General features: G+C 29.1%; 18 protein-coding genes. 5 read left to right on the plus strand and 13 right to left on the minus strand.

Annotated features, from left to right (window positions below):
• Positions 1-8 precede the first annotated feature (8 nt).
• Together L2Z92_RS15280 and L2Z92_RS15285 are read left to right on the plus strand one after the other, a co-directional pair.
• The gene (locus L2Z92_RS15280; RefSeq protein WP_236455200.1) at positions 9-1,517 is read left to right on the plus strand and encodes a helix-hairpin-helix domain-containing protein; all 1,509 of its coding nucleotides are present in this window, start codon (positions 9-11) and stop codon (positions 1,515-1,517) included.
• Positions 1,518-1,539: 22 nt separating this feature from the next.
• A complete protein-coding gene (locus L2Z92_RS15285) occupies positions 1,540-2,538 on the plus strand; it encodes a TerC/Alx family metal homeostasis membrane protein (protein WP_236455210.1) in 999 nt (332 codons plus the stop codon).
• Between the two features lie 79 nt (positions 2,539-2,617).
• Here L2Z92_RS15285 and tpiA read toward each other — a convergent pair whose 3' ends face one another.
• From tpiA to L2Z92_RS15310, 5 genes are all read right to left on the minus strand, one after another.
• A complete protein-coding gene (gene tpiA / locus L2Z92_RS15290; protein WP_236455212.1) occupies positions 2,618-3,367 on the minus strand; it encodes a triose-phosphate isomerase in 750 nt (249 codons plus the stop codon).
• Entirely contained in the window at positions 3,367-3,864 is a 498-nt protein-coding gene (locus tag L2Z92_RS15295; RefSeq protein WP_236455214.1) for a TlpA family protein disulfide reductase, read from the minus strand. The genes tpiA and L2Z92_RS15295 overlap by 1 nt, the downstream gene beginning before the upstream one ends.
• A gap of 97 nt (positions 3,865-3,961) precedes the next feature.
• Positions 3,962-4,366 (minus strand): hypothetical protein, encoded by a 405-nt coding sequence (locus L2Z92_RS15300; RefSeq protein WP_236455216.1) that lies wholly within the window; start codon positions 4,364-4,366, stop codon positions 3,962-3,964.
• Positions 4,366-5,541, minus strand: a complete 1,176-nt coding sequence (locus L2Z92_RS15305; RefSeq protein WP_236455218.1) for a BT_3928 family protein — start codon at positions 5,539-5,541, stop codon at positions 4,366-4,368. The genes L2Z92_RS15300 and L2Z92_RS15305 overlap by 1 nt, the downstream gene beginning before the upstream one ends.
• 83 nt (positions 5,542-5,624) lie before the next feature.
• Positions 5,625-6,167: a DUF1599 domain-containing protein gene (locus L2Z92_RS15310; protein ID WP_236455220.1), complete on the minus strand. Its 543-nt coding sequence runs from the start codon at positions 6,165-6,167 to the stop codon at positions 5,625-5,627.
• A 140-nt stretch (positions 6,168-6,307) separates the two neighbouring features.
• On the opposite strand from L2Z92_RS15310, the gene folP reads away from it, so the two are divergent.
• Together folP and L2Z92_RS15320 are read left to right on the plus strand one after the other, a co-directional pair.
• Positions 6,308-7,138: a dihydropteroate synthase gene (gene folP, locus L2Z92_RS15315; RefSeq protein WP_236455222.1), complete on the plus strand. Its 831-nt coding sequence runs from the start codon at positions 6,308-6,310 to the stop codon at positions 7,136-7,138.
• 48 nt (positions 7,139-7,186) lie between these two features.
• The gene (locus L2Z92_RS15320) at positions 7,187-7,903 is read left to right on the plus strand and encodes an ExbD/TolR family protein (RefSeq protein WP_236455224.1); all 717 of its coding nucleotides are present in this window, start codon (positions 7,187-7,189) and stop codon (positions 7,901-7,903) included.
• A 73-nt stretch (positions 7,904-7,976) separates the two neighbouring features.
• Here the strand turns inward: L2Z92_RS15320 and L2Z92_RS15325 are convergent, their stop codons facing one another.
• The 3 genes from L2Z92_RS15325 to L2Z92_RS15335 form a co-directional block, all read right to left on the minus strand.
• Positions 7,977-8,414, minus strand: a complete 438-nt coding sequence (locus L2Z92_RS15325) for a hypothetical protein (protein WP_236455226.1) — start codon at positions 8,412-8,414, stop codon at positions 7,977-7,979.
• A 108-nt stretch (positions 8,415-8,522) separates the two neighbouring features.
• Positions 8,523-8,996, minus strand: coding sequence for a 23S rRNA (pseudouridine(1915)-N(3))-methyltransferase RlmH (gene rlmH, locus L2Z92_RS15330; protein WP_236455227.1), 474 nt, complete (start codon positions 8,994-8,996; stop codon positions 8,523-8,525).
• Between the two features lie 120 nt (positions 8,997-9,116).
• The gene (locus L2Z92_RS15335; protein ID WP_236455229.1) at positions 9,117-9,896 is read right to left on the minus strand and encodes a hypothetical protein; all 780 of its coding nucleotides are present in this window, start codon (positions 9,894-9,896) and stop codon (positions 9,117-9,119) included.
• Positions 9,897-10,182: 286 nt separating this feature from the next.
• On the opposite strand from L2Z92_RS15335, the gene L2Z92_RS15340 reads away from it, so the two are divergent.
• Positions 10,183-11,304, plus strand: a complete 1,122-nt coding sequence (locus tag L2Z92_RS15340) for a cysteine desulfurase family protein (protein WP_236455231.1) — start codon at positions 10,183-10,185, stop codon at positions 11,302-11,304.
• A gap of 49 nt (positions 11,305-11,353) precedes the next feature.
• Here L2Z92_RS15340 and L2Z92_RS15345 read toward each other — a convergent pair whose 3' ends face one another.
• The 5 genes from L2Z92_RS15345 to L2Z92_RS15365 form a co-directional block, all read right to left on the minus strand.
• Positions 11,354-11,902, minus strand: coding sequence for a YbhB/YbcL family Raf kinase inhibitor-like protein (locus tag L2Z92_RS15345; protein ID WP_236455233.1), 549 nt, complete (start codon positions 11,900-11,902; stop codon positions 11,354-11,356).
• 92 nt (positions 11,903-11,994) lie between these two features.
• On the minus strand, positions 11,995-12,825 hold the full coding sequence (locus L2Z92_RS15350) for a helix-turn-helix domain-containing protein (protein ID WP_236455235.1): 831 nt from the start codon (positions 12,823-12,825) through the stop codon (positions 11,995-11,997).
• 190 nt (positions 12,826-13,015) lie between these two features.
• Entirely contained in the window at positions 13,016-13,573 is a 558-nt protein-coding gene (locus L2Z92_RS15355; RefSeq protein ID WP_236455237.1) for a hypothetical protein, read from the minus strand.
• Positions 13,574-14,160: 587 nt separating this feature from the next.
• Positions 14,161-14,346 (minus strand): Rossmann-fold NAD(P)-binding domain-containing protein, encoded by a 186-nt coding sequence (locus tag L2Z92_RS15360; protein WP_236455239.1) that lies wholly within the window; start codon positions 14,344-14,346, stop codon positions 14,161-14,163.
• A gap of 81 nt (positions 14,347-14,427) precedes the next feature.
• Positions 14,428-14,892: an SDR family NAD(P)-dependent oxidoreductase gene (locus L2Z92_RS15365; protein WP_236455241.1), complete on the minus strand. Its 465-nt coding sequence runs from the start codon at positions 14,890-14,892 to the stop codon at positions 14,428-14,430.
• Positions 14,893-14,940 lie beyond the last annotated feature (48 nt).

The following is a 14,940-nucleotide window of genomic DNA, read 5'->3' on the forward strand; positions in this document are numbered from 1 at the left end:
AGTTAACTATGCCAATAATAACAGTAAGATCAATCATAAATGGAACTTCATATCAATATGTAGACGATGGAGAACCAAAAAGTGGTACAGCAAAAAATGTATATTTTAGTCCAGATAAAAAATATGTTGTCGCTATTTTTAAAGAAAAGCAAGACTTTAATCAGAAAGAGCGTTTAAAGAAAATCACATCCGATTATTTACAACGTATAAAAAATAATGAAGGTGGAGATTACTATTTAGATGAAATTTATAGATGGCCAACAGATATTATAGAGTCTAGTGGAAAAACAGGAATTATTGTACCAATATATAATTCTAAATTCTTTTTTTCTAAAGGATATGCTACACAAGATTTAATAAAAGGAGAAGAGAAAAATGGGAAATGGTTTGCAGGTGCAAAGTTTAGAAATAAACAATTTCCATTAAGTTTAGATCCTTCAGAATTAGGGAAATGGTTAAACTATTTTCAAGTTGGTGTAAACTTATCAAGAGGTGTAAAAAAGATGCATCAAATGGGTCTGTCTCATTCCGATTTGTCCTATAATAATGTTTTAATTGATCCACAAACTGGTTCGGCTTGTATGATTGATTTAGATGGTTTGGTTGTTCCAGGATTATATCCAGCGGAAGTAATTGGTACTGCCGATTTTATTGCTCCTGAAGTTTTAGCTACTAAACACTTAAGTAAGACCGATCCTAATAGAAAGTTTCCAAATAGACTAACTGATCTTCATGCTTTGGCTTGTTTAATTTATATGTATTTATTACACAGACATCCTTTAAAAGGAGGTAAAGTACATGATTTAGATACCGAAAAAGACGATCTATTGTCAATGGGAGAAAAAGCACTATTTATTGAACATCCAATTGATAAAACAAACCGTCCAAAATTGAATCAAGTATCTAAATGGGACCAATATTGGGCAAATATTGACACAATACCTTACACAATAACAGGCCCTTATTTGAAACCTTTGTTCGATAGAGCTTTTATTGATGGTTTACATAATCCAATGCAAAGGCCAACAGCAGAAGAGTGGGAAATTGCATTATTAAAAACAACAGATTTGATTCAAACGTGTTCCAATGTAAGTTGTGATCAAAAATGGTATGTTTTTGATAATACGAATACACCAAAATGTCCATTTTGTGGTACTTCTCACAAAGGAACTTTACCTGTCTTAGATTTATATTATCAGTTTAAAGAGTCGGTTTGGAAACCAGAAAACCACAGATTGATGGTGTATAATAATCAATATTTATTTCAATGGCATGTGAATAGAAATATTGTTAGAAATGAACGATTAACAGCAGAACAGAAAGTACCTGTTGGCTATTTTACGTATCATAATGATAAATGGGTTTTTGTAAATCAAAAACTAACCACTTTAGTAGATAAAACAGAAGATAAAGAAATCCCTATTGGTCAAATGGTAGAACTAACTGATGGCAAAAAGCTACTACTTTCTAAAGAAGATGGAGGTAGAGTAGTCGTTATAACCATGGCAAATAAATAAAAAATAATTTAATATTTAATTAATGAACAATCATCCTATTTTTTCTGAACATCCTTGGCTAATTTTCACATTTGCAATAGCCATTATTATTATGTTGATGCTAGATCTTGGTATCTTTAATAAAAAAAGTCATGAAGTTTCTAACAAAGAAGCAATAACATGGTCTCTCGTTTGGATTTCCTTATCCATGGTTTTTAGTGGATTGGTCTATTATTATGCAGGAGCTACAAAATTCTATGAATTCCAATCGGCATATTGGATTGAAAAAGCGTTATCTGTAGATAATTTATTTGTATTTATTTTAGTTTTTAAGTTTTTTGATGTTGCTAATCAGAATAAGCATAAAGTGTTATTTTGGGGGATTATTGGAGCATTAGTACTTAGAGCTATTTTTATATTTTCAGGTGCATTTTTAATTGAATTGACCTATTTGAATAAAATTTTGACCTATTTTGGAGCACAAGGTTTTAAATATGATATAAATATAATAATGACACTTTTTGGTTTGTTTCTTGTTTATGCAGGGATTAAATCTTGGTCAGCGGGAGATGAAGATGATGATGAAGATTATAACGATACAAGAGGAGCAAAATTAATTAGAAAATTCTTTAAAGTAAGTGATAAGTATGACGGAGATAAATTTTTCACTTTTGAAAACGGAAAAAAATTAGCAACACCTTTATTAGTCGTTGTTGCTGTAATTGAGTTTACAGATTTATTATTTGCAGTAGATTCTATTCCTGCAATTTTTGCAATTTCTAATGATCCATTTATTTTATATACATCAAATATCTTTGCAATACTAGGTTTAAGAGCCTTATTCTTTTTATTAGATAACTTTATTCATTTGTTTAATAAACTACCTTATGGTTTAGCAATAATTTTATCGTTCATAGGTGTAAAGATGATTATAGCCCCATTTTATCATATAGAGTCTGTAATTTCGTTAATAATAATTGGAGGAGTATTATTAATCTCTGTTATTTTATCGGTATTATTTCCTACCAAGGAAGAAGATTAAAAAATAATACAACAGAATTAAATATAATTGCAAAAAAAATCCCATTCTCGAATGGGATTTTTTTTGCAATTATATTTAATTAAAAAGCATTCACAATAGCTAAAAAATCATCTGCATGTAATGATGCACCACCAATTAATCCACCGTCTACATCTGGTTTTGAGAAAATTTCTTGTGCATTATTTGGTTTAACACTACCACCATATAGAATACTCACATTATCAGCAATTTCGGAACCATATACCTTAGCAATTAGGTTTCTAATAAATTGATGCATTTCTTGCGCTTGTTCTGGTGAAGCAGTTTCTCCAGTTCCAATTGCCCAAACTGGTTCATAAGCTAAAACAATATTAGCCCAATCTTTTTTCTCTAAATGAAACAAAGCATCTCTCAGTTGATATTCAACAATATTGAAATGATTTTCTTTTTGACGATCTTTAAGCTCTTCCCCAAAACAAAAAATAACTCTCATTTCGTGTTTTAAAGCAGTATTCACTTTGTCAGCCAATTGACCATCAGTTTCATGAAAATACGCTCTTCTTTCGCTATGTCCTAGAATTACTGTTTTTACATTAATATCAGTTAGCATATTGGCAGCAATTTCACCGGTAAATGCTCCGCCTTCAGCTTGATGCATGTTTTGTGCCGCAACAGTGATTCCTTTCCCGTTAACACAATCATTCGCAGCTTTCAAGTTTACAAAAGTTGGTGCAACAATAATTTCAGTTTTTGATTCTTTTTTCTTAGCTAAAATTTCATTAAGTAATGTTAAAGTTTCACTATTCGTTTTATGCATTTTCCAGTTTCCTGCAACAATATGTTTTCTCATTATTTTAAAGATTTTAATGTTTCAATTAGTTTGTTATCGTCTGCTTCAATCACTTTGAATAAAGCTATTTTACCTGTTCTGTCTACTACCATATATCTAGGTATCCAATCTAAGTCTATCGAACTCCCGAAAACACCTTTCATTCCATCCGATGTTAGGTAATGTTCTCCTTTAACATCATATTTAGCAATTCCTCTTGTCCATGCTTCATTATTTTTATCCATAGAAATAAATAAATAGGTAACACCTGGAAACTGTTCTTGTAAGGCTTTTACTTTAGGCATTCCTTTAATACAATCTGAACACCAAGAAGCCCAAACATCGATAACAATATTTTGTCCTTCATATTTCTTTAGAATCTCTTGAAATGTGATGGACTCATTTTCTGTGGTTATCATTACATTACTTAATGCTTCTTGTTTGAATGCTGTTTGTTGTGCATTGGTGCAAGATATCATTGTCAAAAACACACTTAGTAAACCTATTATCTTTTTCATTTTTCTTGTTTTATATAAGCAAAATTACATCTTCTAATTTTTAAATATCTTAATTAAATGTAAAAATGAGAGTTGTGTTATTTTTCTAACAATTCTCCTAATATATTTTTATAGTATACGATCCGCTAACAGTGTTTCCACATAAATTATCATCATTTTCATTATCAGAATCTCCAATATATTCTACAATTACTTTAACATCAAAATTATAGGTGCCAATTGTTGTTGGAATTCCATTAAAATAAATTCTCATGTCATTATAATAGGCTTCAATTCCAATAGGGAGATCTCCAGTAATTTCTAAAGTATTTATAGCGTAATTACTGTTTCCAGCATTTAGCATGTCAACATCAATATATTCTTCATAGTTTTGGGATACAATTCCATCATTGAAACCGTCTTCCTCTAAATTTGGCTCAATTTTAATTAAGCAATTCACAATATTGCTACAGCCCAAGGTAATGAAAAATAGTGCAAATACACTATATTTTATCCAATTCATTATTTTAAATTAACTTTATCAATATCGTTAAAATGTACTTTTTGAGTAATTACACCTTTTTCTAAAACAACTATGCTAGGATTAGCTCTTTCTATTGTTTTTAAAGTAGTTGGGTCGCAAAGATAATAATCAAATGTAAGTTCGTATTCACTTTTGAATTGTTCTATAGTTTCTGTATCAGAACCAGTCATTCCAATAACTAAATATCCTTTTTCAAGCGCTTTTTTATGCAACTCTTCTAATTTCTTCATTCCTTTTTTCTTCGATTTTTTCAAATCGTACGTTATGAATAGTATAGCTTTAGGTTCATCCAAAACGCTATCTGTATAATCGGAGCCATCTTTCTCTATAGCGAAATCATGAATTGGTGTTACATATCCTTGTGTGATTAATTTGTCTTTTCTATCAATAAATTCTGCACCCTCTGGAACCTTATTTGCCATTACATCATCGTAAGGAATTTCGGTTTCAACACCATTAACTTTATAGATAAATACCATTTCATAAACACTTTTTTGCGCTCCTTCTGGTATTTCCATTCCTTTTCTAATATCAGTTCCTACCTTATATGCTCTAAAATCGACTAAAGGCAAATGTTGTAATACATAAAAAGCCATAAACAAACAAAGAGAATATACTGCAAAAACAATTAAGTTCATTGGTGTTTTTCCAAGTAAAGGATTGATTAGTTTTTGGTTAAAAAATAGAATTAAAATGAATATTAATAATATTAAATCCTTATTGAACGATTCAAAAGGTGTAAGTTTTAATGCATCTCCAAAACAACCACAATCAGTTACTTTCATATTGTTTGGATTGAAACTTTGCCAGCTTGAAAAATGAAAAAAACTTTCTCCTTTAGGTATATAACCTGTTAAATATGTGTAACCTGTTAAAAAAGTAAAGAAAACAATCATAGCAAATAAACTCCAAACGGTAAACTTAGGTTTAAAACCAATAAGTAACATTATACCCAATACAACCTCAAAAATGACTACAAAACAGGCAATAATTAGCGCATATGGAATTAAAAATTCCATATTTAAAACATTTGCATTGAAGTACTCTTCTAATTTATAAGAAAATCCCATTGGATCATTCAGCTTAATTAATCCTGAAATGATAAATAATAGACCAACGAATGCTCGTGAAAATTGTGTAATTATATTTTTCATATATTTTATTCTAATTTCTCAAAAATACTTTTTTATAAAGTTTTAAGTTGTAAATGATTTGTTAAGCTCTTGTTAAAGCTTATTTATTCAGATTTTCCTAAATGGATTAGCGCAAAAACAGAATAATTAATCATATCTTGATAATTGGCATCTATTCCTTCAGAAACTAATGTTTTACCTTTGTTATCTTCAATTTGTTTAACTCGTAATAACTTTTGTAATATTAAATCGGTTAAACTACTCACTCTCATATCTCTCCAAGCTTCACCATAATCATGATTTTTGTCTTCCATTAACTTTTTAGTTAATTGAACTTTCTCATCATATAATTTTACGGCTTCATCAAAATCTAAATCGGGTTGTGTTGCAATCCCTTTTTCAATTTGTACAAGTGCCATAACACAATAATTAATGATACCAATAAACTCTGAAGTTTCGTCTTCATCAATTTTTCGCACTTCATTTTCTTGTAGACTTCGAATACGTTGTGCTTTAATAAAAACTTGATCGGTTAATGAAGGCAAGCGTAAAATTCTCCATGCTGTGCCATAGTCTTTTGTTTTTTTAGTAAACAAATCGCGACATATTCTTATTATCGAATCATATTGTTGTGACGTATTCTTCATTATTTAGGTATCTTTGTAGTAAATTTTTTCAAAAATAAAGAATATAGTAGTAAGTTTAAAGTATTGCCACTAAAGATTTATATAAAATCGATAAAATCGGTATTAATGAGCTATATTTTTTAAATAAAATACAATAGTAAATGCTAATTAACTGTAAAGGAAATTTAATTGATTTGAAAAATCCTAAAGTAATGGGGATTTTGAATACTACTCCAGATTCTTTTTTTGATGGAGGAAAATTTAATGATGAGAAGAAGATTCTTAATCAAGTTGAAAAAATGCTTCAAGATGGAGCAACTTTTATAGATGTTGGTGCTTATTCTTCTAAGCCAGGAGCCGAATTTGTTACAGAAGAACAAGAGTTGTCACGCTTATTGCCTGTTTTAGAATTGATTTTAAAACACTTTCCTAATATTTATCTGTCTATCGATACTTTTCGTAGTAATGTTGCTAAAAGAGCTGTAGAAAATGGTGCAGCAATGATTAATGATATTTCCGCAGGTTTATTAGATGATAAAATGATTGAAACTGTGGCACAATTGCAAGTTCCGTATGTTATGATGCACATGAAAGGAAATCCACAAAACATGCAATCTTTAGCTAATTATGATGATATTGTAAAAGAGATGGTATTTTATTTTTCTGAACGAATTAATACTGCAAGACGTTTTGGATTAAATGATATTATTATTGATCCAGGATTCGGATTTGCAAAGACTTTGGAACACAATTATGAAGTAATGCGAAAAATGGATTATTTCTCTATTTTAGAGTTACCTCTTTTGATAGGTGTTTCTAGAAAGTCAATGATATATAAGCTATTAGAAAGTACACCTCAAGAATCTTTAAACGGAACAACAGTTTTAAATACAATAGCTTTGCAAAGAGGAGCTTCTATTTTAAGAGTACATGATGTTAAAGAAGCAATGGAATGTGTAAAAATAAATGATCAACTTAATACTTTTAACTAATATATTTTGCTTAAATTTAAGTAAGATTGAACCTAACCACTATTTACTATGAAAAAACTATTACTATTATTTAGTATTGTTCTTTTTGCTTCTTGCAAGAAAGAAGATGTGCAATTGCCACAAACAAATGCTTCTGTAACAACAGAACTAACAGATCATTCTGCAGTTTATATGTTTTTTAGAGCCGAAGAAAATGATACTTTGGTAGAGGTGAATACTAAAAATTCGATAAGTACAACAAATTGGGTTTTTAATATTGATAAGCGACTTTCTTTGGATTTAATTATTCCAGAAATTAAGCAATTGCAAGCTAAGAAAAAACAATCTTCACATACAAAAGAAGGTGCAATTAATGTGTATTCTTATGCAGATAGTATTAAGAAAACCTTAGCTTTTTTACCTTTTACAGATGTGCAATATAAATATGATGATCAATTTTCTAAATTTTTTATCAAGGAACATTCAGATTTATATGCTACATATAATAACTTAACAATCAATTTTAATAAAGATAATGCTATTACTGTTGATGGAAATGATGTTCCAAGAGAAGAATTAGTCGATTTCATTAAAGATTTTGCAAACTTTATGAGCGATGGAAAAATGACTATTATTCATTTAAATTTTGATAAAAGATTAACGTATGGTGAGTATATCCAAAACAAAATATTGGCATGGCAATTAACTACAGATATTATTCAGTTATCATCTTATGAATTTGTCTATGATACGGAACGAATTCCTGATTGTAATTGCAAACTATAGTTAAATAAAAAAGCTTGATTTCATTGAAATCAAGCTTTTTTATTTAATAGATTTTAAGGACTAATAACAATTATTACTTTTGGAAAAGTTTTGTTATTTGATCTAATGTAAACGATTTAGAAACTCCAGTTACTTCGTTTGTTTTGTTTTTACACATAAACTGAACATAAACACGGTCTAAGTTTTTAGAAAAATGTAACCAAACAAACTCATTTGGTAATTCTAATTTAATATCTTGTAAAGGTTGCGATAAGAAACCTTCAAATATAATATCATATAAATTGTTGAAATCGTTATTTAAGTCTTTGAAACTGAATGAACGAGTTGTTATCTCTTCATCTTTTTCAATGTTTTTATAAGTAAAAGTATATTTGTCGCCTTCATGTTGCACAAACATATCATTTTGATTAATTGCACCTAATCTAACAACTGGTGTAGTTTCGATCACTTTTATTTGTGAAAAAGATACGCATGAAGCGAACAATGACAATGCGAAGATAAATTTTTTCATAAAATTTTAAATTTAGTAAGTAGTTTTAGAGTGTTAATTTTTGTTAAAAATATACCAAAAAAAATGAATAACAAAAAAAAAATGAATTTAATGATTAATTAATTTGTTTTACTGATGGTGATATGGCTCGTTTCTTAGTATTGTAAAGCCTCTGTATATCTGCTCAATGATAAACAATCGAACCATTTGATGTGAAAAGGTCATTTCGGAAAGTGAAACTTTTCCTACTGCTTGCTTGTATACAGAATCACTAAAACCATAAGGACCACCAATTACAAAAACTAAGGTTTTTATACCTGCATTCATTTTTTTTTGTAAAAAATCAGAAAAGCCAACACTGTTAAAAGTTTTTCCATTTTCATCTAATAGTATTAAATGATCATTTGGAGTTATTTTAGAGAGAATCAATTCTCCTTCTTTTTCCTTTTGTTGTGCTTCACTTAAATTCTTAACATTTTTAATGTCTGGAATAATTTCCATATCAAACTTCACATAAAAGCTTAAACGTTTAGTATACTCATCAATTAATGATTGAAGGTCTCTATTATCCGTTTTTCCTATAGTTAATAATTTGATATTCATTTCTGTATTTTAAATCTTTTTGGCATGCAAAAATAGCTTTTTGATTTAATAATTAGGGTATAAAAAAATAACAACTTTAAAAAAAATTAAAGTTGTTATCTTAAAAGTGATCAAGTTTGTTTATTTGTTGTTTTTTATATTATTGTCTACTAGTTGAGTAGCTTTGTTTTTTATCTCCTTATCATTTGTTTGTTTAACTAGTAAACTATTATCTATTAATGGATTCATACATTCAGGGAATAGATTTCCTAGTTGATCAATTATAGGAATTGCATGTGCGAATTTTTTAGTTACTGTTTTAGTGCAATTTAAATATTCGGCAGTAACAGTAGTTCTAATAATTCTGTTGTTTGCACTTGCGTTTAGAATAATTGCCTTATCTGATATAGACGCATAGTCTAAGTAAGTACCATCTTGTCTATAAACTGTCCAAGTATATTGTGTTCCAGCAGGATAATTACTATCAATTGATAGCAGGACACTGTCTGCGTTTTTTACATCAATTATATCTTTATATTTATCTGAAATTGCAAAATTATAATCGCACGATTCATTAGAATGAATAACGTTACCTATAAAGCTTTGTGTGTGTAAACCTGTTTCATCAATATAACTTAAATCAAGTTTAAATTGTCCAACAGTGACAGCTTCAATTTCAATAGTTTTTCCCATATCAGAACCATTAATTTTAATTGTTCCAAAAGAATCAGAAGTAGCTGCGAAATCGTTATTAATATCCCAATCATAACAATTCCCGCATTGAGCATTTGCTCCTGCTGTATAAATTGCTTTTTGACCTAGTGATAGATTGAAATAACCAGTTATTGTTCCAGAATTGTTTTGTGAATAACCAATTAGGCTACACCCTAACATTGTTACCAAAGATAGAATTTTATTCATTTTGTTTCGTTTTATTGCTCCATTTGGGGTCTTGAGCGTTTTTATGACCTTAAAACAGTTCGTGGCTTCTAGACTTTAAACTGTTATTATCAATGATGTAAATTTATAAATATCAAATAATAAAATTTTACTACTTTTTTACCTATTTTGTTAAAGTTTATGTACTTAGTATTTCTTTAACATGTATAATAATTTTCTTCTATTTATTCGAATCGTTTAAAATACACAATTGCTTATTAACTATATTCGTATTAGGTTTCTTATCTTTGTTTTCAAGAATTTATGTATGAAAAAAATATATTTAGATAACGCAGCAACTACAGCTTTAAGAGAAGAAGTTATTACTGAAATGATGCATTTTTTGCGTGATAATTTTGGAAATCCATCTTCATCTCATAGTTTTGGTAGAACTGCAAAAACTGTATTAGAGTCTGCAAGAAAAAATATTGCAAAACAAGTAAACGCACTTGCTTCGGAGATAATTTTCACATCAAGTGCAACTGAAGCTACTAATTGGGTTTTGAGAAGTGCTGTTAAGGATTTAGGTGTTAAACGAATAATTACTTCGAAGATAGAACATCATGCCACTTTGCATACAGCGTTAGTTCTTGAAAGAGAATATAATATTAGTGTTGAGTATGTTCCTGTTTTATCAGATGGTAGAATGGATATTGATAAATTAGAACAATTTTTAGAACAAGATATTCCTACTATAGTTTCTTTAATGCATGTTAATAATGAAACTGGTGAGATTTTAGACTTGAATAGGGTAGTGAAGTTGTGTAAAGAAAATAATGCACTTATTCATTGTGATATGGTTCAATCTACTGGGAAAATGATTTTCGATTTGCAAGAATTGAAGGTAGATTTCATGGTAGCTAGTGCACATAAATTTCACGGACCAAAAGGAGTAGGTTTTGTTTTTATTAGAAAAAATACAATTCTGCAACCTATTATATATGGTGGAGAACAAGAAAAAGGTTTTAGAGCAGGAACAGAAGCTGTCCATCAAATAGTAGGAATGTCTAAGGCATTAGAGCTTTCTTATCTTCATTTGGAGAAAGAAGAAAAGTATATTAGTGATTTAAAAGTATATTGTATTTCACAATTAAAAATAGCTTTTCCTGAAGTGAAAATAATAGGAAACACTACTCTTTATAATATTATGAATGTTATTTTGCCTTTAGAGAGTAGTAAAATTGGAATGCTATTATTTTCTTTAGATATTAAAGGAATAGCTGTTTCTCGTGGAAGTGCTTGCCAAAGTGGAAGTAGTAAACCATCTCATGTTTTAGGTGAGTTTTTAACTGTAGAAGACCAACAAAAACCAAATGTTAGAATTTCGTTTAGTCATTTTAATACAAAAGAAGATGTTGATGGTTTAGTTCAGGCTTTGAAAGAACTTTAAAAAAAATAACCACATAGTAATTTTGATGGATTACTATGTGGTTTATTATTTAATTTCGTTTGTAATAGGTAACTATAGATGCCTTTTCGATAGTATTTTGCCATAAATAGAAACCAACTATTGCAGGATTGGTGTTTGCATCTAATTGTAATTTATCTGTTTTTAGCGCATAAATTGTAATTATATATTGATGAATTCCATGTTCCTTAGGAGGACATGGACCGCCAAAACCTTTAATTCCGTAATCGGTAGTACTTTGAATGGCTCCTTTAGGCATTAAGTTCGAATTAATGTTACCTGCATTTGTAACAATCTCATTAATGTTGTTTGGGATATTAAAAACGATCCAATGCCAAAACCCGCTTCCTGTTGGAGCATCAGGATCATACATAGTTATAGCAAAACTTTTAGTTCCTGTTGGAGCATTTTCCCAATTTAATTGTGGAGAAGTGTTTTCTCCTTCGCATCCAAAGCCATTAAACTCTTGTTTTTTTGTAGATTGTCCTCCCAAATCGTTACTTTTTAAAGTAAATGTCTGACTGTAGAATAATTGAAAAGTTAATAATAGTACAGTTGATAAAAAATGATTTTTTTTCATATAATTTCGTTTTTAAATTCAAATCAAAATTATTGAAAACCACTCCAAAAGGATATTAAATAAAGTTCAGAAAGTGTTGTTAAAAGTTCAAACTATCTTGTTTTGTATTTTTTAGGAGTAACACCATATTTTTTTTTGAATGATTGTGTAAAACTCGATAAGCTTTTATAACCGTATTCATAATAAATCTCAGTCGGATTTTTGTTTTCATATCTTAATGAATAGGCAGATTTTTCAAGTTTTTGTTCTTGAATCCATCTACTAGGAGTAGTGTTGTATATTTTAAAAAATGTTCTTTTAAATGTAGACAGACTCATGTGACACAGAAAGGCAATTTCTTCCAGTTTTAATTCGGAAAAGATATTGTTTTCTATACTATTTTTGAATTGACGATTTTTCTGAACTTGAAATAATTGATAGAGATTTATCTTTTTATTATTTGCTAAGTAGAGTAGTAGCTCTTCCGTTTTAAATTCGATAATCTCCTTTGATGTTTCCTTTTTTGAAATAATTTCTTGAAATGATTCGAGATAATACTTTATAAAATCATCAAATGTTAAAGTAATAAAAGCATTTGAATAATTGTATTCCTTTGAAAAATCAATCTTAGTATTGTACTTATTTGATAATCTATCTAGGAAAGAATCACTGATGAAAATTAGAAAACTACTGTATTTTTCATTTGTTGAGCAACGTTCTGTCATTAAACAGTTACCAGATTTTGCTAAAATATAGTGTTTTTCGGGAACTGATTGTGAAGTGTTGTTATGAATTAATTCTTTTTTTCCTTCAATAATAAAACTAATTAAATGATGTGTTAAAGAAATTTTCTCTCTTGTAGAGTTTGTTTTGCTTTCATATTTTTTAATATAAACATCTGGTAAATGTTCTGTATGATTTATAAAATAACGAGGTAATTCCAAAACTTTAATTTTTTATGACGTAAAATTAACGATAAAAAATGTTTTTAAAAGTTCAAAATAAAATACTACATAACGTGTTTGTGTAGTATGGTTAGTTGTTTGGAAGTACACGATTTATATTCCGTATAACAATATTAAAATGTACACAAAAATCGTCGTCTTAGCCAGCTGCAACAATTAATTATACACGTTAGCATCTGTTTTTTATTTTCGGTTCATAATTATTCGGGACAAAAACTTTATTTTCCGATTTCTCAATTAGAATTCCCAATAATGATTGAATTTGGTCAGCTTTATATTCCGTTGTTTTAATTAAAATTCCAGATTTTGATTTAAAATCAAGTTTTAAATTTTTAGTAAATCGATCAAATTGGATTTGAGTGAGTTCAGTCAGGTCCCTTTTTTGAGTCCAACCTTTGTTTAAAATAAATTCATTCCCTATGATGAAAAGTGTAAATGGTTTTTTCCTTTTGTAAATAAACCACATAATCAATTCAGTCAATGGAAAAGTCCAAAAAATTAAAATTAAAAATATTGCTTCTTTATAACTGTCATTACTAAAAGACAGTAATAGTGTCCAAGCAATTGCATTTATTAATTCAAATATTCCGATTACTTTTCTTTGGCTTCGCATTTTGAAGTCAGATTCATAATTTTTATTCAGAACAGAATACTCCCAAAGAACTGTTGTCAACAAAATTGAAACTACCAATACAATATTTAGAACAAGAGGAAATTTAGTTTCCATTATTTGTTCGTAAGTCAAGGTGATAATAAGTAATAGTAATGTTATAAAATACTTCATTCGTTGTTGGTCAGTTGAAATTGTTGCTAACTCCAGTTTGTCTAAAAACCGTTGTTTATATTAAAATTGATTATATATAAGTGTAAAAATAGCTGATTTAAGCTACACAAAAAAGCTTTTTTGAATGTAAAGTTTCATCATTGCAAAAAATAAAATTTGTTAAGAAAACTTTAAAAAAGCAACCTACAGCCCAAAAATATAAGTTCAGTATTTTTAGATACTTTTTTATCAATCAAGTTAAATATTCTTTGTAGAATATAGATTGTAAAAATAAAACCTACATCAGCCGAAGCATGTTTATTGGTTTTCTTGGTCACGGCAACGACTAAGATAAAAACTAAAACGCTTAAAACAAAGGGGTTATCAATCCTTAACTGATGTTTATATCCAACTTAACCCATCTTTTTGCGAACCGCCGAGTACGTGAACCGTACGCTCGGTGGTGTGAGAGGCGCACTCTGTCAGTTACTGACAGAGCCGTCTACTCAATTGTGCGTTCGTACTTTTTTGCGCCTATTTGTTCAGCTTTTTCATTCTGCGTGATACATATTAGAAAACATTTCAGCCAATTTTGAAGGTTCTTCTTTCCAAGCGTTGAACATTCCAAGCCCCATTTCATCGGGTACAATATCCAATTCTCCTGCTTCTACTTTATCTAAAATTATTTTTGCAATTCCGTCTGGTGCTGGCATATCCCAATCGCTTCCTTTGTTCATATCAGTGTCGATTGCTCCTGGATTTACAGCGTGTACTGTTATTCCCTTTTTTTTGACTTCAATTCTTACCGAAAGTGTAGCTCAATATAAAGCTGATTTTGATGCTGCGTAACCTGCAATTGAAGGAAGTGGTGAATAAGCAGCAATGGATACAATATTTACGATTTTTGCAGGTGCATTTTTCACTAAAATTGGTGCAAATGCTCGCATCATATTTATAGTACCATAATAGTTAACATTCATATCGTTTTCTACAGCACTAATTTCTCCTTCTAAAATATTTCCTTGACTCAAAATTCCTGCATTATTTATTAGAACTTCTACGTCTTTTATTTGCTCCGCTATTTTTAAAATTTGAGTGTTATTTGTAATATCCAATTCCAATATTATAACTCTTTCGTCTCCAAAATCTGGCATTTTGCTTAAATCTCTGGAAGTAGCATAAACTTTTTTTGCTCCTTTTTCCAATGATGATTTTACGAGTGATTTCCCAATTCCTCTGTTTGCTCCTGTAATTAGTATTACTTTGTCTTTCAATGTTTTCATATTTCGTTATTTTGATTAATAATTATGATGCAAAAATACATTGACGAT

It is taken from the genome of Flavobacterium jumunjinense, from assembly GCF_021650975.2.
Classification (GTDB): Bacteria; Bacteroidota; Bacteroidia; order Flavobacteriales; family Flavobacteriaceae; genus Flavobacterium; species Flavobacterium jumunjinense.